This is a genomic window from Halocynthiibacter sp. C4 (assembly GCF_028823805.1).
In the GTDB taxonomy this organism is placed as follows: Bacteria; Pseudomonadota; Alphaproteobacteria; order Rhodobacterales; family Rhodobacteraceae; genus Falsihalocynthiibacter; species Falsihalocynthiibacter halioticoli.
Genome location: NZ_JAPEIE010000001.1, coordinates 1,296,721 through 1,323,142, shown reverse-complemented (window position 1 = coordinate 1,323,142; position 26,422 = coordinate 1,296,721). Strand labels below are relative to the sequence as shown.

General features: G+C 52.8%; 27 protein-coding genes. 13 read left to right on the top strand and 14 right to left on the bottom strand.

Annotation, left to right across the window (positions count from 1 at the left end):
• Nucleotide 1: 1 nt before the first annotated feature.
• Nucleotides 2-1,540 (bottom strand): trimethylamine methyltransferase family protein, encoded by a 1,539-nt coding sequence (locus OU789_RS06420; RefSeq protein ID WP_274654248.1) that lies wholly within the window; start codon nt 1,538-1,540, stop codon nt 2-4.
• A gap of 214 nt (nt 1,541-1,754) precedes the next feature.
• Here OU789_RS06420 and guaA point away from each other — a divergent pair, with 214 nt between their 5' ends.
• The 8 genes from guaA to OU789_RS06385 all read left to right on the top strand — a co-directional run bounded on the left by guaA (nt 1,755) and on the right by OU789_RS06385 (nt 9,406).
• The gene (guaA, locus tag OU789_RS06415) at nt 1,755-3,311 is read left to right on the top strand and encodes a glutamine-hydrolyzing GMP synthase (RefSeq protein ID WP_274654528.1); all 1,557 of its coding nucleotides are present in this window, start codon (nt 1,755-1,757) and stop codon (nt 3,309-3,311) included.
• A 109-nt stretch (nt 3,312-3,420) separates the two neighbouring features.
• Entirely contained in the window at nt 3,421-3,636 is a 216-nt protein-coding gene (locus OU789_RS16915) for a DUF6552 family protein (protein ID WP_342453574.1), read from the top strand.
• A gap of 129 nt (nt 3,637-3,765) precedes the next feature.
• Nucleotides 3,766-4,662 carry a DMT family transporter gene (locus tag OU789_RS06410; protein ID WP_274654246.1) on the top strand — a complete coding sequence of 299 codons (897 nt, stop codon included), beginning with the start codon at nt 3,766-3,768 and terminating at the stop codon, nt 4,660-4,662.
• Between the two features lie 128 nt (nt 4,663-4,790).
• Entirely contained in the window at nt 4,791-5,894 is a 1,104-nt protein-coding gene (locus tag OU789_RS06405; protein ID WP_274654244.1) for a hypothetical protein, read from the top strand.
• 126 nt (nt 5,895-6,020) lie between these two features.
• On the top strand, nt 6,021-6,893 hold the full coding sequence (locus OU789_RS06400; protein ID WP_274654526.1) for an ATPase: 873 nt from the start codon (nt 6,021-6,023) through the stop codon (nt 6,891-6,893).
• Between the two features lie 62 nt (nt 6,894-6,955).
• Nucleotides 6,956-7,873 (top strand): homoserine O-acetyltransferase MetA, encoded by a 918-nt coding sequence (metA, locus tag OU789_RS06395; RefSeq protein WP_263953223.1) that lies wholly within the window; start codon nt 6,956-6,958, stop codon nt 7,871-7,873.
• 56 nt (nt 7,874-7,929) lie between these two features.
• Entirely contained in the window at nt 7,930-8,793 is an 864-nt protein-coding gene (ppk2, locus tag OU789_RS06390; protein ID WP_274654241.1) for a polyphosphate kinase 2, read from the top strand.
• Nucleotides 8,786-9,406 (top strand): TetR/AcrR family transcriptional regulator, encoded by a 621-nt coding sequence (locus tag OU789_RS06385; protein ID WP_263953225.1) that lies wholly within the window; start codon nt 8,786-8,788, stop codon nt 9,404-9,406. The genes ppk2 and OU789_RS06385 overlap by 8 nt, the downstream gene beginning before the upstream one ends.
• 136 nt (nt 9,407-9,542) lie before the next feature.
• Here OU789_RS06385 and rpsI read toward each other — a convergent pair whose 3' ends face one another.
• From rpsI to OU789_RS06370, 3 genes are all read right to left on the bottom strand, one after another.
• Entirely contained in the window at nt 9,543-10,028 is a 486-nt protein-coding gene (gene rpsI / locus OU789_RS06380) for a 30S ribosomal protein S9 (RefSeq protein ID WP_263953226.1), read from the bottom strand.
• A gap of 2 nt (nt 10,029-10,030) precedes the next feature.
• Entirely contained in the window at nt 10,031-10,495 is a 465-nt protein-coding gene (gene rplM, locus OU789_RS06375) for a 50S ribosomal protein L13 (protein WP_263953227.1), read from the bottom strand.
• 177 nt (nt 10,496-10,672) lie between these two features.
• Nucleotides 10,673-12,067: an aminotransferase-like domain-containing protein gene (locus tag OU789_RS06370; protein ID WP_274654238.1), complete on the bottom strand. Its 1,395-nt coding sequence runs from the start codon at nt 12,065-12,067 to the stop codon at nt 10,673-10,675.
• Between the two features lie 93 nt (nt 12,068-12,160).
• On the opposite strand from OU789_RS06370, the gene OU789_RS06365 reads away from it, so the two are divergent.
• Nucleotides 12,161-12,394: a DUF1127 domain-containing protein gene (locus OU789_RS06365; protein WP_263953229.1), complete on the top strand. Its 234-nt coding sequence runs from the start codon at nt 12,161-12,163 to the stop codon at nt 12,392-12,394.
• A gap of 57 nt (nt 12,395-12,451) precedes the next feature.
• On the opposite strand, the gene OU789_RS06360 is transcribed toward OU789_RS06365, so the two are convergent.
• Nucleotides 12,452-12,886 (bottom strand): PaaI family thioesterase, encoded by a 435-nt coding sequence (locus OU789_RS06360; RefSeq protein WP_274654235.1) that lies wholly within the window; start codon nt 12,884-12,886, stop codon nt 12,452-12,454.
• A 56-nt stretch (nt 12,887-12,942) separates the two neighbouring features.
• Here OU789_RS06360 and OU789_RS06355 point away from each other — a divergent pair, with 56 nt between their 5' ends.
• Nucleotides 12,943-13,722, top strand: a complete 780-nt coding sequence (locus tag OU789_RS06355; protein ID WP_274654233.1) for an enoyl-CoA hydratase — start codon at nt 12,943-12,945, stop codon at nt 13,720-13,722.
• Here OU789_RS06355 and OU789_RS06350 read toward each other — a convergent pair.
• A complete protein-coding gene (locus OU789_RS06350) occupies nt 13,719-15,278 on the bottom strand; it encodes a helicase HerA-like domain-containing protein (protein WP_274654231.1) in 1,560 nt (519 codons plus the stop codon). The genes OU789_RS06355 and OU789_RS06350 overlap by 4 nt on opposite strands.
• 464 nt (nt 15,279-15,742) lie before the next feature.
• Here OU789_RS06350 and OU789_RS06345 point away from each other — a divergent pair, with 464 nt between their 5' ends.
• The gene (locus tag OU789_RS06345) at nt 15,743-16,363 is read left to right on the top strand and encodes an invasion associated locus B family protein (RefSeq protein WP_274654229.1); all 621 of its coding nucleotides are present in this window, start codon (nt 15,743-15,745) and stop codon (nt 16,361-16,363) included.
• Nucleotides 16,364-16,434: 71 nt separating this feature from the next.
• Here the strand turns inward: OU789_RS06345 and OU789_RS06340 are convergent, their stop codons facing one another.
• Genes OU789_RS06340 through OU789_RS06325 form a run of 4 tightly spaced genes read right to left on the bottom strand, consistent with a single transcriptional unit; the run spans nt 16,435 to nt 20,685 of the window.
• Nucleotides 16,435-17,643 (bottom strand): beta-ketoacyl-[acyl-carrier-protein] synthase family protein, encoded by a 1,209-nt coding sequence (locus OU789_RS06340; RefSeq protein ID WP_274654227.1) that lies wholly within the window; start codon nt 17,641-17,643, stop codon nt 16,435-16,437.
• Nucleotides 17,640-17,903 (bottom strand): acyl carrier protein, encoded by a 264-nt coding sequence (locus OU789_RS06335; protein WP_263953235.1) that lies wholly within the window; start codon nt 17,901-17,903, stop codon nt 17,640-17,642. The genes OU789_RS06340 and OU789_RS06335 overlap by 4 nt, the downstream gene beginning before the upstream one ends.
• Before the next feature lie 36 nt (nt 17,904-17,939).
• Nucleotides 17,940-19,028 carry a UDP-3-O-(3-hydroxymyristoyl)glucosamine N-acyltransferase gene (gene lpxD / locus OU789_RS06330; RefSeq protein WP_274654225.1) on the bottom strand — a complete coding sequence of 363 codons (1,089 nt, stop codon included), beginning with the start codon at nt 19,026-19,028 and terminating at the stop codon, nt 17,940-17,942.
• A gap of 28 nt (nt 19,029-19,056) precedes the next feature.
• Nucleotides 19,057-20,685 (bottom strand): L,D-transpeptidase family protein, encoded by a 1,629-nt coding sequence (locus OU789_RS06325; protein ID WP_274654223.1) that lies wholly within the window; start codon nt 20,683-20,685, stop codon nt 19,057-19,059.
• Nucleotides 20,686-21,000: 315 nt separating this feature from the next.
• On the opposite strand from OU789_RS06325, the gene OU789_RS06320 reads away from it, so the two are divergent.
• Nucleotides 21,001-21,570 (top strand): YcbK family protein, encoded by a 570-nt coding sequence (locus OU789_RS06320; RefSeq protein WP_263953237.1) that lies wholly within the window; start codon nt 21,001-21,003, stop codon nt 21,568-21,570.
• Between the two features lie 297 nt (nt 21,571-21,867).
• A complete protein-coding gene (locus tag OU789_RS06315; protein WP_274654221.1) occupies nt 21,868-22,785 on the top strand; it encodes a hypothetical protein in 918 nt (305 codons plus the stop codon).
• A 92-nt stretch (nt 22,786-22,877) separates the two neighbouring features.
• On the opposite strand, the gene OU789_RS06310 is transcribed toward OU789_RS06315, so the two are convergent.
• From OU789_RS06310 to OU789_RS06295, 4 genes are all read right to left on the bottom strand, one after another.
• Complete coding sequence (locus tag OU789_RS06310; protein ID WP_274654219.1) at nt 22,878-23,300, bottom strand: prepilin peptidase; 423 nt, start codon at nt 23,298-23,300, stop codon at nt 22,878-22,880.
• A 3-nt stretch (nt 23,301-23,303) separates the two neighbouring features.
• Nucleotides 23,304-24,140, bottom strand: a complete 837-nt coding sequence (locus tag OU789_RS06305; protein ID WP_274654217.1) for a helix-turn-helix transcriptional regulator — start codon at nt 24,138-24,140, stop codon at nt 23,304-23,306.
• A 297-nt stretch (nt 24,141-24,437) separates the two neighbouring features.
• Complete coding sequence (locus OU789_RS06300; protein WP_274654214.1) at nt 24,438-25,439, bottom strand: type II secretion system F family protein; 1,002 nt, start codon at nt 25,437-25,439, stop codon at nt 24,438-24,440.
• A gap of 11 nt (nt 25,440-25,450) precedes the next feature.
• Entirely contained in the window at nt 25,451-26,422 is a 972-nt protein-coding gene (locus tag OU789_RS06295; RefSeq protein WP_274654212.1) for a type II secretion system F family protein, read from the bottom strand.

Sequence of the window (26,422 nt, the reverse complement as noted above, 5' to 3'; positions counted from 1 at the left end):
GTTAGGTCAAGGAATCTGGTAAACTCGATTTCTTTGCAGCTACATAGGATCGAAGTTTACTCTCGATTTCGGGATCAAGAGGCGGTTGTTGGTAACTGGCCAGAAGCGATTTCACCTTGGCGGCTGCGAGGTTTTCGGTATCGCGCGCGCCCTCGTCCTGCCATGTTTCGAATGGCTTATAGTCCAGCACATCACTGCGCCAAAACGCGTCCTGATAATTCGCTTGGGTATGGGCACAACCGAGATAATGCCCACCTGGGCCAACCTCTTCGATTGCACTCATGGCCTGGGCATTTTCGTCGTTCGATATACCCGCGGCCATTTTGTGCAAAGCACCAAGCTGGTCGGCATCCATGACGAATTTTTCGAATGACGCAACCAACCCGCCTTCAAGCCAACCGCAGGCGTGTAACATGAAATTCACCCCGCCCAGCAGGGCCGCATTCAACGTGTTTGCAGTTTCGTATCCCGCTTGTGCGTCGGGAAGTTTTGAGCCGCAAAGCCCTCCACCAGATCTAAAGGGAAGGTTAAGTCGGCGCGCCAACTGCCCTGCCCCGTAAAGGATTTGTGAAGATTCGGGAGTTCCGAAAGTTGGGGCGCCGGAATTCATATCAATAGACGCCACGAAAGCTCCGAAAATCACAGGAGCGCCAGGGCGAATTAACTGAGAGTAGGCTACACCAGCCAGAACCTCGGCCAAGACTTGCGTCAGCGTTCCAACAACCGAAACGGGCGCCATTGCTCCGCCAACGATGAACGGCGAAATGATGCACGCTTGATTTGCCTTTGCATAGACTTCAAGCGCCCCCATCATGATCGAGTCAAATGTAAGCGGCGAGTTAATGTTGATGAGCGAAGTCAACACCGTGTTATCGCGGACAAAGTCCTTGCCGAACAGAATTTCGCACATCTCGACGGAGTCTTGCGCGCGGCTTGGCTCTGTCACGGACCCCATAAAAGGTTTATCCGACAGCGTCATATGCGCGAGCAACATATCAAGATGCCGTTTATTTACAGGAATATCGGTTGGTTCACAGACCGTACCGCCAGAGAGGTGCAAGTATTTGGACATATATCCAAGGCGCACAAAATTCTCGAAATCGTCCATCACGGCATAGCGCCGACCACCCTCAATATCGCGTACAAACGGCGGCCCATAGACCGGCGCAAGTACAAGATTATCGCCACCAATGGTAACGCTTCGTTCTGGATTTCTTGCGTGATGCGTAAATTGCGACGGCGCGGTTTTGCACAATTCGCGCGCCAATCCTCGTGGAATCCGAACACGATCCCCATCAATCTCCGCGCCCGCGTTCCGCCAGATCTCTAGGGCTTCTGGGTTTTCAGGAAACGATACACCAATTTCCTCAAGGACTGTTTCCGCATTGCGCTCAATAATATCCAAAGTCGCCGCATCAATCGGTTCGTAGTTCGGAATGTTCCGCACGATTGTTGGTGCAGTTTCAAAACTCACGGCCTGCCGCGCTGCACGGCGCGCTGCGCCGCCTCCGCCGCGCTTGCGAGCGATTCTCTCTGACATTGGCGTCTTCCTTGTCCTAACCCCTTACATCTAGTCACGCATTTCCACCTACTCAGGGCGCAAAATGGACATTTTACGACCGAAAGCGACATTTTCAAAAACTGGGCGCAAATTTCCGTGCCATTCACCGCCTAAAACAGCGCCAAGAGCACTGAAATCGAAGCTCGCTCTTGCGCCAAAGGGCGCGGCACTTTATTCCCGCCGCATGACAGATATTTCCTCGCACGAGCGCCTCCTTATCATCGACTTTGGTTCGCAAGTGACGCAGCTTATTGCCCGTCGCCTTCGTGAACTCTCGGTCTATTGCGAAATCCATCCGTATCAGAATGTTACGTCAGAGTTTCTGATCGGATTTGCACCCAAAGCGGTGATCCTTTCAGGAGGACCGGCCAGCGTCATGACCGAAGGCTCGCCACGCCCGCCGAAAGAGGTTTTCAGCCTCGGCGTTCCGGTGCTTGGTATTTGCTACGGCCAGCAGGTGATGATGCATATGCTCGGCGGCAAGGTTGAACGCGGACACGGCACCGCTGAATTTGGTCGTGCCTATGTAACACCAGAGGATGCTAAACTGCCTCTGCTCGACGGCTGGTTTGATGGCGGCAAGGAGCAGGTCTGGATGAGCCACGGCGACCACGTTTCTGCCATCGCGCCGGGTTTTGAGGTTTACGGCACGTCGCCAAACGCGCCTTTTGCGATTACGGCCGATACGGAGCGCAACTTCTTTGCTGTGCAATTCCATCCCGAAGTGCATCACACACCGAACGGCGCCAAGCTCTATGAAAACTTCATCAAACTCGCTGGTTTCTCCGGCGATTGGACCATGGGTGCCTATCGTGAACAGGCGATCGAAGCCATCCGCAAGCAGGTTGGCGACAAGCAGGTGATTTGTGGCCTATCTGGCGGCGTTGATAGTTCTGTTGCGGCGGTTCTGATCCACGAAGCGATTGGCGATCAACTGACCTGTGTGTTTGTTGACCACGGGTTGCTGCGCAAAGGTGAGGCCGAAGAGGTCGTGACCATGTTCCGCGATCACTACAACATGAAGCTGATCCACGCCGACGAGCAGGAATTGTTCCTCGGCGCGCTCGATGGCCAAGCAGATCCGGAAACCAAACGCAAAATCATCGGCGGTCTGTTCATCGACGTATTCCAGAAGTACGCCAACAAGATTGATGGCGCTGAATATCTGGCCCAAGGCACGCTTTACCCTGATGTCATTGAATCGGTGAGCTTTTCCGGCGGCCCTTCGGTGACAATTAAAAGCCACCACAACGTGGGTGGCTTGCCCGAAAAGATGGGCCTCAAGTTGGTTGAGCCACTGCGCGAATTGTTCAAAGACGAAGTGCGCGCGCTCGGAACCGAGCTTGGCCTGCCCAAGAGTTTCATTGGTCGGCACCCCTTCCCTGGCCCCGGCCTTGCAATCCGCTGTCCCGGCGAAATCACACGTGCCAAGCTCGACATCCTCCGCGAAGCCGATGCGGTCTATATTGACCAAATCCGCAAGCACGGCCTCTATGACGAAATCTGGCAAGCCTTTGTTGCAATCCTCCCTGTGCGCACCGTTGGCGTTATGGGCGATGGGCGCACCTATGACTACGCCTGCGCGCTGCGTGCGGTGACCTCGGTAGACGGTATGACCGCGGATTATTACCCGTTCAGCCACGAGTTCCTTGGCGAAACCGCAACGCGTATCATCAACGAGGTCGAAGGTATCAACCGCGTCACTTATGACATCACCTCCAAGCCTCCCGGCACAATCGAATGGGAATAACTCAGGGGCTGCTGCAAAACTCTAGAGTTCCCTACGTTTTTCTCATGGCCCCATGGGGGCAAGAAAATTGTCGTTAAGGGATATCAAACGGGTCGATGTTGTTTAATGGATTGCCACGGTTGTGCAATTGTTCGGCTATGGCTTAACGGGTCTGAACCTTGTCCCCTACAACATCTATCTGTTTTTCATAGGAATTTTCCTATGGTTTTCAGTTGGCGTCATGTGGAAAGACAAGGCGATCATGGTTGTTCATTTGGGGGCGTTTCTATCGCTCCTCTTTGGGTACTTAAACGCATTAACAAAGTCTTCTCTGTCAAGTGACTGAGTTCGCATACACCGTGGGATGCGATGGCCGCCCGTGAATCCCGATTTATCAGCAATGGCAACGCAGGATTTGAATTGACACGGGTTTCTCTCCTGATACCTGTTTCTCGCTCTATTTGGATCTCGCCTCATGTCAGAACAAACACTCCCCACCATTAAGCCCGCCGCAATTCGCGGGGCATTTTGGATGATCGGCGCAATTGTTGCGTTTTCGACGATGGCTGTTGCCGGGCGCGAGATTCTGAACGAGTTGGACACGTTCGAACTAATGCTCTACCGTTCGATCGTTGGCCTGTTGATTGTGGTTCCCGTGGCGTTGGCAACTGGAAGCCTGCGTGAGGTCAATACCGAACAATTACCCCTGCAAATCCTGCGCAACCTGTTTCATTTCACCGGACAGAACCTCTGGTTTTTGGCGCTTACGCTCATCCCATTGGCCCAAGTCTTTGCGATTGAATTCACGTCGCCGATCTGGGTTCTTCTGTTTTCTCCACTGCTTCTAGGTGAGCGGCTAACACGCGGGCGCGCAATTGCGGCTTGCTTCGGCTTTATTGGCATTCTGGTTGTGACCCGCCCAACGGTTGAAACCATCAACGTCGGGATCATTGCCGCGGCGCTCTCCGCGATATGTTTTGCGATGACAAACGTGCTCACACGCAAATTGACCCGCAGCCAATCAATCACCTGTATTATGGTTTACCTCACCGCAACCCAAACCGTCTTTGGCTTGATCGGCGCAGGGTATGATGGGCACATCACAATACCAAGTATGGCTTATGTGCCGGCAATTTTCCTTGTTGGTTTATGTGGATTGGTGGCTCATTTTTGTCTGACACGGGCGCTATCCATAGCCCCAGCTCCAACGGTTATGCCGATTGATTTCGCGCGCCTACCACTCATCGCATTGATCGGATTCCTCTTCTATGACGAAGGAATCGACATCTATGTGTTTTACGGTGCGGCTATCATATTCACAGCAAATTATATCAACCTGCTGCGCGAGTCCCGTGAGAATACGGGTCAGTAACCCTATTTTACATGTCTTTTGTAACACAGTTGCGAAACGCTGACTTAGTTTACGCGGCGTTTACGTTGACGATTTATAGGATTGTTTCCAGCCTGTACCAACAAACGCGAATTCCTTTGGGAGGGAAGATGAATAAACTACTTAGCACAGGCGCGATTCTCGCCAGCTCAACCATCGCAGCACACGCCGGTGGCCTTGAGCGCGCTGATCAAAGCGTCCTGTTCATGTTCGAGAAGGGTTCTTATGCCGAAATCGCTCTCGGCCATGTGAAACCCTCAGTGAGCGGCAGTCTTGATGTAAATCCATCCGTTACATCCGGTGACATGCTCGAGAGCTACACCACCGGTAGCCTATCTTACAAAACGCAACTGAACGATCAGTGGCATGTTGGTATCCAGCTATCCGAGCCTCACGGTGCGGATGTCGCTTACCCAACAAGCACGGATTTGCCGTTCCCATATGGTACGGCCTACCCGCTTCAAGGGACAACTGCTCAAGTTGATATCACCAACCTTACGGCAATTGTTCGCTATCAAGCCAACGAGAACGTAAGTGTCTATGGTGGTATGCGCGTGGGAACTGCATCGGGCAAAGTTGATATTCCTTTGCAAGGTTATACCATGAGCACCAATCGTCAGGCTGACTATGGCTACCTCGCCGGTGTGGCGTATGAACGGCCAGATATCGCATTGCGCGTGGCTCTGACCTATAACTCCGCAATCACGCACGAGTTTTCCGTCGAAGAAAATGGCGCACCAAGCCTACCATTTGAAACGACTATGCCACAGTCGGTAAACCTCGAGTTTCAGACAGGCATTGCAGCAGACACGCTCCTCTTTGGCGTCGTACGTTGGGTTGACTGGTCTGAGTTCGACATCTCGCCTGCTGGCTATGCCATGGCGACAGGTGGCGACTCGCTCGTGTCCTACGACGAAGATACCGTCAGCTACCGTCTCGGTATTGGTCGTCAGTTCACTGACGCATGGTCTGGTGCACTCACTATTGGATACGAAGGACAAAGCTCCGGCTTTACTGGTAACCTCGGCCCGACAAATGGCTACACAACTGTCGGCGTTGCAGCATCCTATACACATGACAACATGAAAATCACCGCCGGCATTCAATACGCCGCAATTGGTGAAGCCAACACTGATCTTGGCGCTTTCGGAACAACAACGTTCGACGACAACTCGGCAATCGGCGCTGGTGTTCGTATCGGCTTTAGCTACTAAAGCTTCGACACCAAACAAATTGGGCCCTGCCAGCAACGGCAGGGCCTTTTCTTTTGCCTTGGTTTTAACGGCAATTGACCCACTCCATTCCGCTGGCTAGGACAGGGCAAACTGTACAGAGGCCGCATCATGATCCCCGCCGCAAAAGACTGGCTTGCATCCCCGAACAAAAAGGTTCTCCTTTTTGGAATGTCCGGCCTTGGAAAAACGCATGTCTCCAATATGTTGCGGGCAACTGGCGCGTGGTTTCACTATTCAATCGATTATCGCATTGGCACCCGTTACATGGGTGAACACATCGTCGACAATTTCAAATTCCACGCGATGAAGGACCCTTTCCTCGCGGAACTTCTGCGCAGCGACAGCATCTATATCGGCTCGAACATAACTTTCAACAACCTCGCGCCGCTCTCTACTTACCTCGGCAAGCCGGGCAATCCTGATCTAGGCGGGCTTCCCTGCGAGGAATACCGCCGTCGCCAAGACCTCCACCGTACCGCCGAAATCAACGCTCTGCTGGACACCCCGCATTTCATAAACCGTGCCGAAGCGCTCTATGGCTATCCCAATTTTGTCTGCGACACCGGCGGTTCAATTTGCGAAGTCGTTGATCCATGGGACGAAAATGATCCCGTACTGAAATCCCTTGCCGAAAACACCCTTATGGTCTGGATCCAAGGTAACGAAGCCCATACCGACGCGCTCATCTCTCGCTTCGATAAAAGCCCCAAGCCGATGTATTATCAGCCAGAGTTTCTCGAAAGGGTTTGGAGCGAATACTTAAGCGATAACAAACTACAAGAGAACGAAGTTAATCCTGATGATTTCGTTCGCTCGGCCTATGCACGAGCGCTGGAAGCCCGCCAACCGCGCTATGCGGCCATGGCGGAAAATTGGGGCGTGAGCGTTTGTGCGGAAGACGTAGCGCAAGCCACCACACCTGACGCCTTCGTCGCCCTCATTGGGAAGGCCCTTGAGAAGCGCGCAAAGGCCGCTTAAGTCTAGCACTCCGTAGTCAATAACAATCAAGCAACACACCAATCTCACAAAGAGAGTGACCAATGCCCATCAAGATTCCATCCGACCTGCCCGCTTACTCCGTTCTGTCGAACGAGGGCGTTATGGTGATGGACGAAAAGCTGGCCGCTCGGCAGGATATTCGCCCGCTGCAAATCGGTCTGCTCAACTTGATGCCCAAGAAAATCCAGACTGAAACGCAGTTTGCCCGTCTGATCGGTGCAACGCCGCTCCAGATCGAGCTCACCTTGATCCGTATGAGCGAGCATCAGACCAAGAACACCGCGGCTGAGCATATGGAAGCGTTCTACCACGCGTTCTCCGACGTTAAGGATCGTAAATTCGACGGTCTCCTCATCACAGGCGCTCCAATTGAGCACCTGCCCTTTGAAGATGTGACCTATTGGGACGAGTTGGTTGAAGTCATGGACTGGACCCAAACCAATGTGCACTCAACACTTGGAATTTGTTGGGGCGGTATGGCCATGATCAACCACTTCCATGGCATTAAAAAGCATCTGCTGGACCACAAGCTGTTCGGCTGCTTCCGCCACCAGAACCTCAAGCCGAATTCGCCGTTTTTACGTGGTTTTTCAGACGATTGCGTTGTACCCGTTTCGCGCTGGACAGAGATTCGGCAGGACGAGATCGACGCCACGGATAATGTCACAACACTGCTCGGCAGTGAGGAAGCCGGACCTTGCCTTGTTCAGGATCCGGACCACCGTGCGCTCTATATTTTCAATCACTTTGAATATGACAGCGGCACACTCAAAGAAGAATACGATCGCGACATTGCCGACGGTACGCCAATCAATGTGCCGCAGAATTATTATCCGAACGATGACCCAACCCAGACCCCGCAGAACAGATGGCGCAGTCACGCGCACCTGCTCTATGGGAATTGGTTGAACGAAATCTATCAGACAACACCGTTTGACCTCGCCAAAATCGGCACCTAAGCCATTGATACGGCGAGATTTGCGCGTCATACTCGATAGAAATAGGGAGGCAGGCTATGCAATTGCCCTTTGACGGAGCGATTAGCGCGTTTTTCACCAATGACGCACCAGAAGAGGTTCGCGCCGCTATTCAGGCCGCGGATAAGGACGAGATTCTCGCGCCGGACTATCCCTATGATCAGTTGATGAAGCGCAAAGACTACGAAGACGAAATGGACGCGCTTCAGTGTGAATTGGTTAAGCTACAAGCCGATGTCAAAGCAACGGGAAAGCGTGTAATCGTCGTTTTTGAGGGCCGCGATGCGGCAGGAAAAGGCGGCTGCATCAAGCGTTTACGCGAGAATCTTAATCCAAGGGTTGCGCGGATTGTAGCGCTTTCAAAACCAACAGATCGTGAAAGCGGAGAGTGGTTTTTCCAGCGATATGTAGATCACCTCCCTACAGAGGGAGAATTCGCGCTGTTTGATCGCAGTTGGTACAACCGCGGCGTTGTCGAGCACGTTTTCGATTTCTGTACTTCGAGCGAACGCGCACATTTCTTCTCGCAATTGCCGAGTTTTGAAATGATGCTCGCCGACGAAGGCTATCATTTCGTTAAAATCTGGCTCAACGTCAGCCGCGCAGAGCAACTCCGCCGCTTCCTCGAACGCGAGCAAGATCCACTCAAACAATGGAAACTAAGCTGGATCGATGTGGAAGGCCTGAAACGCTGGGATACTTATTCGGACGCAATTCGCGAGACGTTCGAGAAGAGCCATTTCGACTATGCGCCATGGACGGTCATACGTTCCGACGACAAGCGCCGCGCACGGCTTGAAGTGATTAAATCTGTCCTGCACGGAATTGATTACAAAGGGAAAAACCCCGTTCCCGACCTAGACACATCAATAACCGGCGGGCCGGAAATCTGGCATGGCTAAAAAGCGCGGATATCATCACGGCAACCTTCGAGAAGCACTTGTCGAAGCGGCACTTGGCCTGATTGAACAAAAAGGGCCGACTGGGTTTACTCTTTCCGAAGCGGCCAAACGCGCGGGCGTAACCCCTGCTGCGGTGTATCGGCACTTCGAGGGACGCGAAGACCTCATCGCAGAGGCTGCCCGACAGGGCTACGAGATTTTCGGGGATTTGATGGAATACGCATATTCCACAGGCCAACCCTCCGCGCTCGCAAGTTTCGAAGCCACAGGGCGCGCGTATCTCGCCTTTGCCCGCCGTTATCCCGGCCACTACGTTGCCATGTTTGAAAGCGGGATCTCTGTTAACCGGACACCAGAACTCGCCGCGGCCGCCAAGCGCGCCAATGGCATTCTCGAAAAAGCGGCCGAGGAGTTGTCTCAGCATATCCCAGCAGACAAGCGCCCCCCTGCAAGTATGTTCTCAGCGCATATACTCGCAATGTCTCATGGTGTGGTTGAACTTTTCGCGCGTACGGCCCCTGGTTCGATCGCGCCATTCCCGCCCGAAGACTTGCTTGAAAGCGGCATCGGGATTTACCTGCGGGGTCTTGGGCTTATCGAGAAGGATAGCTAGCTGAACCGCCGTGGATTCCGCTAAAATTCCTCAAGAACCAAGAATAGCTTCTTAGACGATCTTTCAATCCGCCAATCATACAAAAAGGGCCCGCAAACCTGCGAGCCCTTTGAAATTTTGCACTGTCCCGAAACGATTAACGCTTGGAGAACTGGAAGCTCTTACGCGCTTTGGCTTTACCGAACTTCTTACGCTCAACAACACGGCTGTCGCGTGTGAGGAAACCGGCAGCTTTCAGAGCGCCGCGCAAGGAGGGTTCGTAAAGCTGCAGAGCTTTGGAGATGCCGTGCTTAACCGCACCAGCCTGACCAGAAAGGCCACCGCCTTTAACAGTTGCAACAACGTCAAATTCACCTTCAACACCAGCAACCTGGAAAGGTTGGGCAAGGATCATTTGAAGCACTGGGCGCGCAAAGTATACGTTTTGCTCTTTGCCGTTCACGGTCACTTTGCCGGAACCTGGCTTGATCCAAACGCGGGCAACCGCGTCTTTACGCTTACCAGTTGCATAGGAACGGCCAAGCTCGTCACGAACTGGCTCACGAGGAGCCGCAGTTTCAACTTCGGCAACACCTTCAACAACGGTGTTCAGATCGTCGAGTGTTTTGATTTCGTCAGACATGCTTATGCACCCCGCGCGTTTTTGGAGTTCATGGATTTAACGTCCAGCACTTCAGGAGACTGGGCTTCGTGGCCGTGCTCTGTACCTGCGTATACGCGCAGGTTTGTCATAAGCTGACGGCTCAGGCGGTTGCCTGGAAGCATACGCTGAACGGCTTTAGTAACCACGCGCTCTGGGTGCTCGCCTTCGATGATTTGGCGTGCTGTGCGCTGCTTGATGCCACCTGGGTGGCCAGTGTGCCAGTAATAGATCTTGTCGTCGCGCTTTTTACCAGTGAGCTGGATTTTGTCAGCGTTGATAACAATCACGTTGTCGCCCATGTCCATCGAAGGAGTGAACGTAGGCTTGTGCTTGCCGCGCAGGCGCATTGCGATGATCGAAGCGAGACGGCCAAGAACAACGCCTTCAGCGTCGATGATGATCCATTTCTTTTCGATATCCGCAGGTGTTGCAGAGAAGGTTTTCATGAATTTACCCTATCGTTTCCGAATGAGTGCAAAGCCCTCGGCTCTGCAATGAATTGATGGGCGGTTTATAAAGGGGTTTCATGCAGAAACAAGCACAAAAGGACGCGTTTTTCCAAGCAAAAACAATATGATATAAATAAGGTAAAATAATACCCCATTAATTTTGCCCGAAATTCGCTAAATTTCAGGTTCCAATGCATGCTGTTGAAGAATCTCGTTCAGCCGGTGAAGCGCGGCTCTGCCACGCGCATCGTTACCGGGACGGTTCACCGCTATACGAACCGCATTCGGGGACTCTGCATCTGACAAGGCAAACTCATCAGCAGGCTTCACACGTATCCCCTGCTCACCACACACCAGCGCAAACCGAGAGCCACGCCACCCTTGTGGCATCTTGAGCCATAGGAACGGCGCATCGGGGCGCCACCGAATATCCCATTGCCCGAGGATGTTAACGGCGTTCTGCACCCGATCTTCGCAACTCGCGACAACACGTTTGCGTATATCGCTGGCCTCTCCGCTCATGATCAGTGTTTCGCATAGATCAAGGATCGGTTGCGGAAGCCCATAGAAATTTCCTTGCGAGACTTGCCGCGCCATGCGTGAATATTCCGAAGGCGCGACCAAAAAGCCAAATCGCAAACTCGCAGCAACGCTTTTGGTAAGCGATCCAATGTACCAAGATTGCTCCGGCAATATTGCACGATACGCGGGAGCCTGCGGAGCCGCGATCCTGTGGCAGTCATCCTCAATAATTTGCACCGCATACCGCCGCGCGATTTCTGCGAGCTCTCTTTTGCGGGAATAAGGAGTTCGAATTGTGGTTGGGCTATGAACTTCCGCCGCGGTCAACAAGACCTGCCCGCCTTGCTGGCGAATGGCTTCTTCGAACGCATCGGGCCGAATACCCTCGCCATCCATCCGAAGCCCAACAAGCTCGGCCCGCAAAAGCTGGGCTGCGCGGCGGACACCGGGATAGGCCAGTTGCTCCGTCATGATGACCGGCCGAACTCCACGCAACAGCGCCTGAAGAGCAAGGATTGTACAGTTCTGCGCGCCCAGTCCGAGCACGACATTATCCGCCTCAAACCTCCCGACATGGTCCTCTCCGATCCAATGGCAAACCGCTTTGCGCGCCGCCGCATCAGACGAGGACGTCGGATAATCAACATAGGTATCTTCGGCGCGTTTGGCGGCCTCGATCATATGCCGATTGATAATCTTCCCCTGTCCCACATCAGGAACACGACACCCACGAAAATCGATGTGATTGTGGTTGCGAACGATGTTGATCAGGCTGTCTTCAGGCAGATCAGACCGCATAAGACGTTGCGCAACAAAGGTACCGCGACCGACGGCTGCCTCGAGCACTCCGTCATCCACAAGGATCGAATAGGCCCGCGCAACCGTGCCTGGCGTGATCTGTAGCTGCCAAGCAACCTCTCGCACTGGGGGGAGCTTTTCGCCAACAGGTAAACGCCCATCAACAACGGCTTCGCGAATAGCTTTGGCCAGCGCGCGATACTTTGGACCTTCCGTTTCGGATAGATCAGGGAACCAAATTGTATTCATTACAATCTTTCATTAGACACGGTGCATTCGTAATTGTATCAGTATTGAATAGAACAACTTCAGGATTGTATCAATACACAAAAGGACAGCCCCATGGCTTACTCAACTGCACCCCACGCCCAACCTTTGCATTACTTGCAAAGCCGTAAATCCATTCCCGCACTGGGTCTGATGGCGCTTCGCGTGGCAGTTGTCCTGACGAAATGGGAACAGCGCCGCCGCACACGAACAGCCCTTTTACACTTATCTGACCATCACTTAAAGGATATCGGGCTCACACGCTCGACAGCCCTTAAGGAAACGCGCAAAAAGTTCTGGCAGGATTAGACATCCCCTCTTCCAGAACCAAACTGACCGGGGTTTTCCCCGGTCTTTTTTGTGTCATTACCGGCTATCTTCGCGCTTCGGCGGGATCGCATAAGTCAGTGAGGCGCGCGCAACCGGCGCCTCCATACCTTCGGATTGTATCAATACATCCCCAACCGCCAGAGACTTCCCAAGTTTCAAGATGCGCGCCTCGGCAAGCAAATCTTCTCCGGCCACGGGTTTACGCATGAAATCAATATTGGCGTTTGTTGTAACAGCGAGCGCTACTGGGCCGATCCTTGCCAAAACCGCCAGATAAATTGCGACATCAGCAAGCGAGAACATCGCAGGACCAGAAACCGTTCCTCCAGGGCGCAGGTTCTTCTCCGTGATCTTCATACGAACCCGCAACGTCTCTTCGCTAACTTCCTCGACCTCGAAATCCGAAGCGACTTGAGGGAACGCCTCCTGCAGAAAGCCGTTCAACTCCGCACGATCCATTTTCAATTTCATTCCTGCCTCCGCACTTCCTGTGCTAGACTTTCCCTGTAAAGAGAAGGAGATGCAAGATGGTTGGGATTGTTGTTCAAGAAGGCACCGAAGGCGTTGTCACACTTACCATGAGCAGCCCTAAGAACCTCAATGCGTTGTCGGATGAGATGATCGAAGCGCTAACGGGGAGCCTCCTGCGTATCGGCAACGACCCTAAAATCCGCGTGGTGATCCTGCGTGGTGAGGGCAAGGCTTTTTGCGCGGGGCACGACCTCAAGCAAATGACCGCACGCAAAGAAGAGCGTGGTGACTCCTATTATGCCGATCTGTTCCAGCGCTGCGCCAAAATGGTTCTGACCCTCCGCGATCTGCCCCAACCCGTAATCGCGCAAGTTCACGGCGTGGCGACGGCGGCAGGCTGTCAGCTTGTGGCCAGTTGTGACCTTGCCGTTGCCGCAGACACAACGCGCTTTGGCGTGAACGGTGTGAATATCGGGCTGTTTTGCTCAACACCGATGGTCGCGCTTTCAAGAAACATCTCGCGCAAGAAAGCCTTTGAGCTGCTAACAACAGGTGAGTTTCTCACTGCGGAGGAAGCTGAAACGCATGGGTTGATCAACCACGCCGTTCCTGAAGCGGAACTGGCCACCGCGACCAGAGAACTCGCTGAAAAGATCGCTGCAAAGCGCGGCGCAGTGGTCAAACTCGGCAAGGAGGCCTTTTACAAGCAGCTCGAACTGCCGCTGGACAAGGCATATGCCTATACTGGCGATGTGATGGCCCGCAATCTCGCGCTTGATGATACCCAAGAAGGCATTGCGGCCTTCCTTGAAAAACGTGCGCCGAACTGGGATTAGCGCCCCTTAAACAGACCACCTAGAATGCCGCGAACAAGCCGTCGCCCTGTCGTGCCGTTCATCTCTTTAATCACCGCATTGGTCAGTGCATCTGTCAGGCTCACCTTACGGCTTCGGCTCTGAACGGTTTTCGGCGCTTTCGCGGAACTTCGTCCGACGCGTCCTCCGGAATATCTCCGCGCGGTTTTATATTCGCGCTCCATCGGTGCGAGATCATCGAGCCCCTCTTCGTCTTTCTCTGCTGCCAAGGCGGCCTCATCGGCCCGTTTCGCCAATATTTCATATGCAGAAGACCGATCCAGAACGGTTTCATATTTCCCCGCAACCGGAGACTCCGCAATCACCGCGCGCCGCGCATCTGAATCCAGCGGGCCAAGTTGCGACGACGGCGGGCGTATCAGGGTACGCTCCACAATGCCAGGCACGCCCTTTTTCTCAAGCATCGAGGTTACAGCCTCACCCACACCGACTTCACGAATGGCTTCTTCGGTCGAGAACCGCGGATTCTCCCGATAGGTCTCCGCAGCCATACGAAGCGCCTTACGGTCCCGTGCCGTAAAGGCCCGCAGCGCGTGTTGGACGCGATTCCCCAATTGTCCGAGAATATCTTCGGGCACGTCATCAGGGTTTTGCGTAATGAAAAAAACACCAACACCTTTAGAGCGGATCAAACGCGCAACCTGCTCTACTTTATCGATCAACGCTTTGCTTGCGCCGTCGAAAAGCAGGTGCGCCTCATCAAAGAAGAAAACAAGCTTCGGTTTGTCGGGGTCGCCCACTTCTGGAAGCTCCTCAAACAATTCCGACAACAACCAAAGCAGGAAAGTGGCATAAAGCGTCGGGGCGCCCATGAGCTTATCTGCCGCAAGAATGTTGATGCGCCCTTCGCCTGTTTCGGTTTGCAGCATGAGGTCGCTAAGGGCGAGCGCAGGTTCGCCAAACAGCTTTGCCCCACCCTGATTTTCCAGAACCAGCAAACGCCGCTGGATCACGCCGATAGATTGCGACGAAATGGTTCCGTAGCGCAGAGTAAGGTTGCCTGAATTCTCTCCCAGCCAAACAAGCAACGCCTGCAGATCTTTTAGATCGAGAAGCGGTAAACCCTCTTCATCCGCCATCCGAAACGCAATATTCAGAACGCCTTCCTGTGCCTCGGTCAATTGCAGCATCCGTGACAACAAGAGTGGCCCCATCTCGGCAACTGTTGTCCGAACGGGGTGACCCTGCTCGCCAAACAAATCCCAGAACGTCACGGGAAACTTACGATATGAATACGTATCAAATCCAATTTTCGCAGCGCGGCTGGTAAACGCCTCATGCAATTTGAAGTCCGCACGCCCCGAAGCCGCCAATCCAGAGAGATCGCCCTTCACATCAGACAGAAAGACAGGAACGCCCTCTGCGGCGAATCCTTCAGCGAGGATTTGGAGCGTAACTGTCTTGCCGGTTCCGGTTGCTCCGGCGATAAGCCCGTGTCGGTTGGCGTATTTCAGTTTCAACCCCTGTGGCAGTGCATACTCTTCTCCGCCGCCACCGATAAAAATCTCGTCTGTCATAATAACTCCATGCGCCCAAAATAATTCCGGCTAAGGACAACAATTTATTAACCTCTTTCGCTCAATCTAGGAGGAGTTCAAGCCGTTGTCTTTAGTTGTTTGAACTGATTTCCTCCCTGTTAGACTGGCCGTGCCTTCGTGGCGCGGCCTTTTTTCGAAAATTTGAATGTTTTCACAAACTTCCCTGTTGACGCATTTAAAATCACCTCGTAGGTTTTTGATCAATAAGTCGGCCCGTCCGACAGGGAGCAAAAATCAGGAAAAGGGTTCTGTACTTCAGAGCCCTTTTTCTTTTCCAAAACAAAAGCCTGCGAGACATTCCTCGACAACAGCTGCGCGCGGCAAGACCTGTTCCAAACTTGACAAAAATCCGCCGACCACAGGTGAACCTGTGCATGTTTTTCTGACATCGCATTTTATCCATGTTAAATCGGTGCAAATCAATTTAGAGGACGCGAGTACAAATGAAAAAATTCCTTGGTTCTGTAGCGCTTGTCGCCGGATTGTCTGCGGCTGCACCAATGTTTGCACAGGATGCGGACGCCAATTCCGAAAGCAATGACGCTGCAGTTGGTTTCTCTCAAGGCGAGCCTGTAAATCCGGGCTTACCAAGCAAAGACAGCGCACAGGTTGGGCAAGAATACTTGCTTGAATCCCACGGCGATTGGGACATCCGCTGCGCGAAAACAGAGAATGGCGTCGACCCCTGCCAGCTCTATCAACTTATCTCGAACGCTGAAGCAGACGTTGCGGAGATTTCGCTCTATCCGTTGAAAGACGCTGGCCTTGTTGCCGCAGGCGCGACGATCATCACACCGCTTGGCACTATGCTTGAGCAAGGGGTGGTTTTGGTCGTGGACGAGACTGAAGGCCGCCGTTACCCCTATACGTTCTGCTCGAACATCGGCTGCGTTGCGCGCGTTGGCCTGACCAACACTGATATCGAAGGCTTTAAGGAAGGTACGAAAGGCACTGTGAAACTCGTGCCGGTTCAAGCGCCGAACACTGAAGTTGAAGCCTATATGTCGCTTTCGGGCTTCACAGCGGCCTATACCAAAATTCAAGAAATTGCCGCCGCTCAGTAATCATACTGAATATGCGAAAAAGACGAAGGCAGCCGAATTGGCTGCCTTTTCTATTTGTAGTTTAGCTTTGGTTAAATTCGGCTAAGGGCAAGCACAGCATTCAATCCGCCAAAGGCAAATGCGTTTGACAAGACATGATCAACCTTTGCCTCGCGCGCCACATTCGGCACTACATTTAGCGAGCATTCGGGATCTTCCTGTTCATACCCAATAGTCGGAGCGATCACCCCGTCTTTTAGAGCCATTACACAGGCCAGAAGTTCAACAGCACCCGTACCGCCAATAAGATGGCCATGCATGGATTTGGTCGAACTGATCATCAAATCATCCGCCGCCGTGCCGAACACATCTGACACGGCTGCGCATTCGGTTTTATCATTCGCCGCTGTCCCGGTGCCGTGCGCGTTGATATACCCAACATCCGAAGCATTAAGCTTGGCGTCAGCCAAAGCGCCCGAAATAGCTCGTGCTGCGCCTTGTTTGCTTGGCATAACGATGTCAGCCGCATCAGATGTCATGGCAAAGCCCGTGACTTCGGCTAGGATCTCTGCGCCACGTTTGCGGGCGTGTTCATATTCCTCGAACACAAAGACAGCTGCCCCCTCGCCCTGCACCATTCCATTGCGATTGGCAGAGAACGGGCGACAGACATCGCGGCTCATCACGCGCAGGCCTTCCCAAGCTTTAACGCCACCAAAGCAAAGCATACTTTCCGAGCCACCCGTCAGCATCGCATCAGCCATGCCACAGCGGATCATATTAAACGCCTGCCCCATGGCATGGTTCGAACTTGCGCAAGCCGTCGCAACAGTAAAGCACGGCCCCATGACGTTATATGTCATAGAGAGGTGGCTGGTCGCGGCATTGTTCATGAGTTTTGGCACCACGAACGGATGGACGCGGTTTTTGCCCTCTTCATAAACGGTGCGGTAATTCTCGTCTTGGGTGTTCATACCGCCGCCAGCTGTCCCAAGGATCACACCGGAACGCTGCGCAAGTTCGCCACTGAATTCGATACCCGACTGGGCCATCGCCTCTTTGGCGGCATGCAACGTGAATTGCGTATAGCGATCATAGAGCGCTATTTGCTGGCGATTGAACTGTGACTCCGCGTCAAATCCGGTGACTTGCCCACCAATCTTGATCGAGAGCCGATCTACATCACGAAAGTCGAGTTGCTTGATTCCACAGGTGCCTTCGCGCATGGCCTCCATGGTTTCGACAGCAGAATGGCCAAGCGCGTTGATCGAGCCCTGCCCCGTAATAACAACACGCTTCACGCGGCTTGCTCTTCCACTAAGCTACGAACGGCGTTCACGATCGAGGCGACAGAGGAGATGTCAAAATCACTCTCGCTCGGATCGTTTGCGTTGAAAGGCACTTGAATATCAAAGGCTTCTTCGATGGCAAAGATCGATTCAACAAGGCCAAGGCTGTCGATGCCGAGGCTTTCCAGCGTGGCATCCATTGTAACATCCGAAGGCTCAAGAACGGCCTGCTCGGCAATGATTTCGATGATCTTTTCTTGTACGTCTGGCATTTCCTGCCCTTTCTTGGGCTCACTCTTGCTGCTGCTTTATTCCTTTTGACCGTTTTTTGAAACAGCTTTTTGAAGGTCTCGGAATTGTTGCATCATTCTGGGCAAGCGGCGGAGAGATTTCTGGATTTCCATTTGGGTTTCCATTTTGACCGCCGGACTCCCCAAGACAACGCGCCCCGCGGGCACATTGCTAAACATCTTTGTTGCGCCACCGGCCACCACATCGTCACCGACGAAAATATTATCCGAACAGCCGCATTGCCCCGCCATCACGACGCGGTTGCCGATGCGGGTCGAGCCTGCAATACCGACTTGCCCACACAAGAGACAATCTTCGCCGATTTCAACATTATGGCCAATATGAACAAGGTTATCGAGCTTGGTTCCATTGCCAATTTTTGTGTCGCGGATCGTACCACGGTCAATCGCGACATTGGCGCCAAGTTCAACGTTATCGCCAATCTCAACAGCACCAAGGCTGTGAATGCGGGTCCAGCTTTGGGCTTGCACATCACCCTGATCGCCGAGGCTTTCACGGGCCTTTTCAACGCCGGATTTTTCGGGCGTCACAAACGAAAACCCATCAGAACCAACAACAGCTCCAGGCTGCGCTATGAAATCATTGCCGATTTTCACGCGCGCACCGATACGCACCCCAGAATGCAGCAGAGCGTTGTCACCGATGCGTGCACCTTCCGCGATGCTGCAATGCGCGGCGATACGGGCGTTTTGGCCGATACAAACGCCCTGACCAATTACAACAAACGGCCCAATAGCCGCGCCAATGCCAACTTCGGCACTTGGGTCTATGACGGCGGTCGGGTGGATGTTTTGAATGACGGGGCCAGGATCAAGAAGTTTCGTTACGCCAGACATCGCATAGCGCGGGCGCGGCACGACAATCGCTGCCTCAAGGCCTAATGCTTGCCAATCTGCGCCATCCCAAACAATTGCGGCGCGTGCGTCTCCCGCGCCAAGGCCTTCAGCATATTTCTCGCTCATGGCAAGCGCCAGATCATCGGGGCCGGCCGCGCTCGGCTCGGCGACGCCGTCAATCTCGATACTCAGATCACCAAAAGCTTGAGCCTCTAGCGCTTGTGCAATCTCGGAAATCTTATGTGCCATCAGGCCCCCTAAGTATGTGGGGAATTATTTAGCTCTGAACGGCGCGCAGTTCTACCCCAGCCTTTGACATGGCCGCAAAAATTTTTGCATCACGACCATAAACGTCACGTCGATAGTTCATCTTTCCCTTCGGAACGGCAACCGCTGTACGATAGACAAGGTGGACAGGAACATGCACATCAAGCTCCACAACGGTTTCACGCCCCGTGTCCAAGCGCTCTTTGAAATAGGCCTGTGGGTTGCTCACCTGCGGCGCAAGCAGCGTATAGGCAAAGTCGAACGGGTCACGCAGACGAATACAACCGTGGCTAAACGAGCGTGCCTCGCGTTGGAACAGGTGTTTCTCTGGCGTGTCGTGCAAATAAATATTGTGACGGTTCGGGAACATGAACTTCACAAGGCCAAGTGCATTGCGGCGGCTTGGTGGCTGCTTAATGTCGAAGGGGAAATTGCGCGCGTTGTACTGCGTGAAATCTGCTCCTTCGCGGCTAACGATGCGACCGGAACTGTCGATCAAACGCAGATGAGATACCGCATTCGGGTTCCGCTGCAGCATGGGCAGGTATTCTTTTGTCGCGATAGAGCGCGGCACATTCCACGTTGGATTGATCACCATATGCTCCATGATATCGGAGAACTCGGGTGTGCGGCGATCATGTGTGTTCCGCCCAACAACCGACCGCGTTTTGAAAGTTACTTTCCCGTCGTCAATGATCCGCGCATGGAAATCCGTCAGGTTTACCCAAACGTGGCGCTTCCCGCGCTCCATTCCATTGAGCCAGCGCTCCCGCTCCATCGCGACCATCACCGACTTGAGGCGCTGCTCGACCGGAGTGTTGATCTCTTTAAGTGTCCCAGCACCAGCAACACCATCAGGCAGCAAGCCATGGTCAATTTGGAACTGCTGAACCGCTTTTTGCAGGTTTGCGTCGAAGGTTTTGGAAGATGTCCGCTTAAGATAACCCATTGTCATCAGTCGGTTACGGAGTGCCACGACATTGGCGTTGCTCTGGCCGGGCTCTAGTTTCTTACCAGGAACCGTTGGGCCCCAACCGCCGCTTGCCAGCTTCTTCTCAAGGACAAGCTTCTGCTTCATCAACATCACATATTCCGGTGTATCCGGCGCAAGTGACTTGATGAATGCTGCGGGAGAGGACTTTGCGAATGATTCAAGAATTGAGGTCGATGAATAACGCTTCACTTCCCGCACAATCCCCTCATCTATCGAAGACGGCGCAACAACCCCGCGCGACAAATCCTGAGCGAACTGCGCAAAGAGGCGGCTCATCTCGACTTCTGCGCGGCCAAGGTCTCGCTGTGTTTTGGCAGTTCCAAGAATGGATTTGATCATCTCGGGCGTGTAGCGTTCTGTCGGCAAGGCATGCGCTGCGGCGTTTCCGGCAGCCGCGATAAATGCTTTCCGACGCTTGGCATCCTCACTGCTGCTTCCTGTCCAGATCGGCTCGAATCCACGTGACCGATAGAAGGCCGCGACGGCTTTGTCTTTGGATGCAGCCTCTGCAACAGCCTGTTTGAATGCTGTGATCTCAGCCTTGGCTGGTGTCGCAACCAACCCCGCCACAAGTAGCAGCAGCGCAAAAGAGAGCGAAGCAAACAAGCCCAAAAGGCGCATCGGGCGGGTATAGGAAAGCGTCATCATAGCCTCAGAAAATCACGTAAATAGTTTAATCCGGTTAAGGAAATTGTGCCTCATGCACAAGCGCGTGTTAATTCACATTCACGACATATACGGGATTTTGTGGCATCAAAATGGAATGGTCACCATTTTGTCGCACCTGTGGCACGAAGGAAACCTTTCAGCAAATTACTGCCGATTTCAGGCCGATTCTGTGCAAGCGAAAAATCTTCTCTTGGTTCGGGAATCAGCATGTGCAATAAAAACGCATCATCTGGGGATATTTGATGAAGCTGCGCTAAGACGCGGCACAAAGAGACGGAACGGGCAGTTTTAATGACAGACAGACCAAACTCATGGCTGAGCCGTCGTGGTGTGCTTGCTGCATTTGCAGCCACAGCAGTAACCGCGGCACCAACATTTTCAAACGCCGCCAGCTTCTTGCGCAAGGGCGGCGATGTGCGACGGATCACAATGTATTCGCAACGCACCGGTGAAAACATCGACATGATTTACTGGGTCGATGGCAAATACATCAAAGAAGCACTCGATCAGGTAAATTACTTCATGCGCGACTGGCGCCAAGACGAAGTTGCCCGTATCGACACGCGCACGATTGATATCATCGCAGCGTCGCACTCGCTTTTGGATGTATCCGAACCTTATATGCTGCTGTCCGGCTACCGCTCACCGGCAACAAACAGAATGCTGCGCGCCCGCTCCCGCGGCGTTGCCAAGAATTCACTTCACATGAAAGCCCAAGCTGCCGACCTGCGCCTAAAATCCCGCAGTGTCAGCCAAATGGCTAAAGCCGCGGCATCCTGTTCCGCTGGTGGTGTTGGCCGCTATAGCCGCTCCAACTTCGTCCATATGGACTGCGGTCCAGTCCGCACGTGGGGACGGTAAGGCACAGATCCTACCGTCACACGACCAACCAAAACTAGCCCGTTTTGTTTCGCCGCACACTCATAGAGTTGTGCGGCTTTTTTGTTTTTGCGCTCGCCCCAATAACGTCACAAAATTCAGCTACTTTCTCTTGAACACACTCAAATATCGCTCGGCAGGTGGCTTCGGCTCTTCTTGCATGCATCGACTCAACCCTGCTCTGCGAAGGCGCGAAAGTTGAGTTTTTACGCGAAGCTTAGCTTACGCTATAGTTGGAGCGCGACGAGCCAAACCGCTCTGCTCAGGAGGAATGAGAAAATGAACAAGCTTTCAACGTTTTCAATCGCAATAGTTTTGGGTTTGGCTGTTGAGCCTGTTTCCATCGCACTCGGCTCAAATGGCACAGAAACCGGCATGGCAATCGCGGGCTCTGACAAATCCAATAAGGGCGGCAACAGTTCGAAATCTTCCGAGAAGAGTGCGTCGAAGGGAAACTCTTCTAGATCGTCGTCGCCCAAAAAAGAGAAATCGAACAATAGAAACGTGACGCGGACAACCTCGCTTGATTCAGACGAAGCAGCCCCTTTGCATCCTAGAGAAAAGGGGCGCTGGAACGCCTCGAATGCCAACCAAAAGGCGCTTGATGCCCACATCAGAAACGGCAATTTCAACGGTACAGTCGGAACACTCGCCCAATACCAACTCGCAGCCAAAGCAGCGAACGGCGACGAGTTGAACGAATATGAACAGCGCGCGCTCGACGAATTCATCACGAAAACTGAACCAGAAGTAACCGATGCAGATATCGAGGATTTTCTGAATGATTCAGAAAACAACGAAGCTCCAATATTCACTTCAGAAAACGGCGTTGTGATGTGTTCGGACAACTGCCCAGAAGACGAGCAAGAGCTGCTGGCCCTTAATGAAAGCGCGCAGAAACTCGTTGATGAGGAAATTGCCAAGCGTGACACTGAGTTTACTCAGGCCCAGCTTGACCAATTCTTGCAAGATTCCGAGGATCGGATAACCTACAGTTCGAACAAGACCCTCACGCCAGAGCGGAACGACAACTTACTTGATGAGATTGCTGACGACTTGGGCGTCGTGCGCGCCGATCTTAGCGAAAACCTTGGTGAAGTTGGTGAATCCATCGGCGAATTCGGGGAAGATGTTTCAACATCCCTTTCGAAAGCAGGTAAAGATCTTACGAAGTCTTTCAAAGGGCTCTTTAAATAACGGCACCCGACCAATCTCCTAGGTAAATGCCGCTTCAGCGCTCAGAACAGATACAAAACTATGGCAGGGTGAATTAGCCCTGCCATTCCAATTTAGACCCCCATCGGAAACCGCCCTACGGCTTGCATTGAGGCTAGACCTGTGCGCTGCATGCGAGGAACACTTCTCAGCGTAACGATGAAAGTCACTCCAATAATGAGTGAGAATGAGAAAACCAGAGAAAATAGAGAAAGCGTTGTTGTTGGAATAAACAACAGAAGTGCAGACATTGCTTTTACATCCCCGCCACCGATAATTCGGAAGGCAAAGAGCACAAACCCAATGACAAAAACCAGCCCCGCCACGCCAGCCCGCAATGCGGCTTCTCCCAACGGCAGCATAGGCAATGTCAGAACAAACAAGCCAACGGCAATCAAACAAAGCATGTTTGGAATGCGAAGTTGGCGCATATCACATACCGCAATCGCAACGAGGATCGGCGACAAAAGCATCAATGGAATAAGTTGCGTCAACACAGTTTAGGCCCGTTTTTCAAGATGTTGCGGCTCTGGCATAGCCTGCATTGTCAGAAGATTATGTGTCAGTTCTGCCTGACTGGACATGTTGGCCTTCAGATAAATGTTGCGCAGATGCGTTCTCAGCGTCGAGTCACAAATCGATAGCTCATTACAAATGCGGCCGTTGCTCAATCCCTTACAGAGCAGCAGACACACCCGATACTCCGCACGACTAAGATGAGCTGGGTTCTCAAGACTCATAATCGGCAAGCCACCCTGCCCTACGGGCTCTTTTTGGGTCACGCGATGCAACATCGAACGGGTCACAAGACCGGGCGCTCTGTTTTTCCACGTTTCTGTGAATGTCGGCGTAAGAATGTTGAGGATGGCGTGTAGCCCAGCATCAAGACGATGGGCGAAATGCACCTCTAGAACATCAATCGTTTTGCCGTGAACTTCGAGCGGTATGACCACCATCTCGTTAAGTCCGCGATTTCGGTGAAACTCTGTCAGCGCATTTTCGGACTCGGTATCGATCAAGGTTTTGAACCAAATCGCCCCAACTTTTGTTCGCAGCAAGTAATCGCCAATCAATGCACGCGCATAAGATCGCGTCAGCGGATGCCGCGTGCTTTTAGAATCCGGGCTGTCATAAAGAACAGATTTCGTCGGGCTTGAACCATCTCTGGAGACGCGTGCCAAGGCGACAGCCTTTGCGTTGAGACTCTCCGCTAACAACTTGAGTGCTGAATTCAAATCGTTGCGGCCCTGAAGACATTCGCACCAATGTGCAATTGCCCCAATCATATCTACATCAGTCAGAACGCGCCCCTCCGGCGCAGAAACTGTATTACTCATTACCATCCCCTTTAAATTGTCTTTTCACCTTTTTTGATAAGGTGCTGTGACTGCTCGGGGTGGCCTCACTCGTTAAATAAACAACAAAAAAACGTTGTGATAACAATGGTAATAGAGATTTCGTTAACCTCTTAGGAAAATTCGCTGTCGGCCCTTATTTTGGCAAAAACTTCAACCTATGCGGGCATTTCTAATCAACAATAGGGTCATTTGTGCAGAATTGACACGCACACGTCATGAAATTGCCACATTCAGATCAGCCTAAATTGATTCGAAAAGTTCGACCAAAAGAGGCGCTTATCCCGCAAAATAGCGAATGTATCGAATGACCACCGGCCCCACTGTAAGTAAGATCAGAGCCGGCAACATAAGCATCGCAAGAACGGCCGACATTTTGACGGGCAGCTTGTTCGCGTGCTCCTGTGCAGTAAGCTCTCTATACTGCCGCATTTCATCAGCATAGGTGGTTAATGCCTCCGACATGCTGGTGCCGTAACGAATAGATTGCTGAACCACGCGCGCAAATGACCGCACCACTTCAACACCGGTGCGATCTGCCATGTCCTGCATCGCGAGATCACGATCACGACCGGCTTGCACCTGATGTTGAACACTCAGGAACTCGAAGGAAATCTCTGGAGAAATCCGCGCAAGCTCATTGCCGACACGCGTCATTGCCGCATCAAACCCCATGCCGGTTTCGATTGAAATCTGCATAAGGTCGAGCGCGTTCGGGAAAGCTTCTTCAATCTTACGTTTCCGCGCAGCGGCTCGACTGTTCAACCAATTCAACGGTGCAAAATACCCGAGCCCGACCAAAATGGTGACAATCTGAAAGGTGCGAAGGTTGCTCATATGGCCGAGACGTTCTTCAATTGCCAAAGGCATGGCGATTCCGGGAGACTTGCTCGCAGCAACCAAACCGAGGAACAAAATTGGCAAAACAATCCCGAATATCGCTCGAACCAGCGTAAAGTTACGCAGAGCGCTTGGGCCTGGGAAACCCGCTTGCGCAAGACGAAGGCGCAATTCGCCGCGTTTGGCTTCATCGGCGGGCACAAAGGACTTCATCCAGCCTTTAGGATCGGCATCCGGCGCGCGCAGGAGGCCAAGTTGTTGCCGCCGCTGCTGTGAGCTCATACTGGCCGCCGCGATACGCGCTGCGGCTGGGTTACGATCTGCAAAAGCTGCGTTTAACCCGTAAAAGGCAATCAAAACTCCCAGCCCCACGCCTGTGATCATCATGATCTCTGGGGAAATGCCATAGGATTGTGCGGTATTCATGAATTGGTCGAACATTGCAGGTTCTCCTATATGTGGAAGTTGACGAGTTTTCGCAGCGTCAGAAAATTCAAGACACTCAGAACAACCACCGCCGTTGCCATTGGGACATAAAGCGGATCATCCGCAACGCCTCCGTAGTAGCTCGGCGTCATGATTGAGGTGTAGGTATAGATCACCACAGGGATTGCAGAGAGGATATACATCGTCATCCGCCCTTCCGACGAAATGGCATGGATTTTGCGCCGCATCATGATCCTGTCCCGAACGACACGCGACAAAACGTTGACGATCCGAGCGAGATCACCGCCTGTACCATGCTGAATGCCGATGCTGGCCGAGAGGTAATGGACATCCTCAAGGTCGACGCGATCTGCAAACTGTTGGAACGCATCCGTCAGATCTTCGCCATAGCTCACCTGATCGTAAATAATGCCAAATTCCGTGCCGATCGGGTCTGCCATTTCTTCGGCGACGGCTCCGATTGATGTATTGAGCGGATGCCCGACCCGTAGGCCACGCGCCAGAAGATCGAGAGCATCCGGAAGTTGTCCAACGAGTTGGTCCATGCGCTTTTTGCGTTTGGAGCGCACCACAGACACAGGCAAACCAATTCCAAAAACAAGGGCGACCACAATTGCTTTTGGCAACGAGAGATAGAGTAGGCCCACAAGAAACGCGAAGGCCGTGGCAACGATCATGAGCAACACGAATGCTCCGGGCCGAAGCGTTAGCCCCGCTTGGCCTAGAAGTTGTGGCAGATTTCCGATGAAGGGCAGTCGCGTCAGGATGCTGCCGTCGGTATCTGGCTTCAGGATGGCAAGAACTTCCTCGGTTGAGCGTCCCTTCCCTATCATCCGCAAGCGCCTGTTCTTGGCTTCTAGACGGTTCTCACTACGGCTTAGGAGCTGTGTGACACCTGTGAAGAGCAGAAACACACCGAGCGCAACGAGAGCGTAGATCAGAAAATTCATATCCGTAAACTGCGAAAAATCAGCCAT

What these genes read in the sequence shown, in the direction of transcription:
- OU789_RS06355 (WP_274654233.1), top strand. Translation starts at nt 12,943, where the DNA reads ATGGTTGGGATTGTTGTTCAAGAAGGCACCGAAGGCGTTGTCACACTT.
- OU789_RS06370 (WP_274654238.1), bottom strand. Translation starts at nt 12,067, where the DNA reads ATGAATACAATTTGGTTCCCTGATCTATCCGAAACGGAAGGTCCAAAG.
- OU789_RS06365 (WP_263953229.1), top strand. Translation starts at nt 12,161, where the DNA reads ATGGCTTACTCAACTGCACCCCACGCCCAACCTTTGCATTACTTGCAA.
- OU789_RS06325 (WP_274654223.1), bottom strand. Translation starts at nt 20,685, where the DNA reads ATGACGCTTTCCTATACCCGCCCGATGCGCCTTTTGGGCTTGTTTGCT.
- OU789_RS06350 (WP_274654231.1), bottom strand. Translation starts at nt 15,278, where the DNA reads ATGACAGACGAGATTTTTATCGGTGGCGGCGGAGAAGAGTATGCACTG.
- rplM (WP_263953227.1), bottom strand. Translation starts at nt 10,495, where the DNA reads ATGAAAACCTTCTCTGCAACACCTGCGGATATCGAAAAGAAATGGATC.
- OU789_RS06295 (WP_274654212.1), bottom strand. Translation starts at nt 26,422, where the DNA reads ATGGCTGATTTTTCGCAGTTTACGGATATGAATTTTCTGATCTACGCT.
- rpsI (WP_263953226.1), bottom strand. Translation starts at nt 10,028, where the DNA reads ATGTCTGACGAAATCAAAACACTCGACGATCTGAACACCGTTGTTGAA.
- OU789_RS06360 (WP_274654235.1), bottom strand. Translation starts at nt 12,886, where the DNA reads ATGAAATTGAAAATGGATCGTGCGGAGTTGAACGGCTTTCTGCAGGAG.
- OU789_RS06385 (WP_263953225.1), top strand. Translation starts at nt 8,786, where the DNA reads ATGGCTAAAAAGCGCGGATATCATCACGGCAACCTTCGAGAAGCACTT.
- ppk2 (WP_274654241.1), top strand. Translation starts at nt 7,930, where the DNA reads ATGCAATTGCCCTTTGACGGAGCGATTAGCGCGTTTTTCACCAATGAC.
- OU789_RS06300 (WP_274654214.1), bottom strand. Translation starts at nt 25,439, where the DNA reads ATGTTCGACCAATTCATGAATACCGCACAATCCTATGGCATTTCCCCA.
- OU789_RS06420 (WP_274654248.1), bottom strand. Translation starts at nt 1,540, where the DNA reads ATGTCAGAGAGAATCGCTCGCAAGCGCGGCGGAGGCGGCGCAGCGCGC.
- OU789_RS06335 (WP_263953235.1), bottom strand. Translation starts at nt 17,903, where the DNA reads ATGCCAGACGTACAAGAAAAGATCATCGAAATCATTGCCGAGCAGGCC.
- OU789_RS06345 (WP_274654229.1), top strand. Translation starts at nt 15,743, where the DNA reads ATGAAAAAATTCCTTGGTTCTGTAGCGCTTGTCGCCGGATTGTCTGCG.
- OU789_RS06320 (WP_263953237.1), top strand. Translation starts at nt 21,001, where the DNA reads ATGACAGACAGACCAAACTCATGGCTGAGCCGTCGTGGTGTGCTTGCT.
- OU789_RS06305 (WP_274654217.1), bottom strand. Translation starts at nt 24,140, where the DNA reads ATGAGTAATACAGTTTCTGCGCCGGAGGGGCGCGTTCTGACTGATGTA.
- lpxD (WP_274654225.1), bottom strand. Translation starts at nt 19,028, where the DNA reads ATGGCACATAAGATTTCCGAGATTGCACAAGCGCTAGAGGCTCAAGCT.
- metA (WP_263953223.1), top strand. Translation starts at nt 6,956, where the DNA reads ATGCCCATCAAGATTCCATCCGACCTGCCCGCTTACTCCGTTCTGTCG.
- OU789_RS06410 (WP_274654246.1), top strand. Translation starts at nt 3,766, where the DNA reads ATGTCAGAACAAACACTCCCCACCATTAAGCCCGCCGCAATTCGCGGG.
- OU789_RS06315 (WP_274654221.1), top strand. Translation starts at nt 21,868, where the DNA reads ATGAACAAGCTTTCAACGTTTTCAATCGCAATAGTTTTGGGTTTGGCT.
- OU789_RS06405 (WP_274654244.1), top strand. Translation starts at nt 4,791, where the DNA reads ATGAATAAACTACTTAGCACAGGCGCGATTCTCGCCAGCTCAACCATC.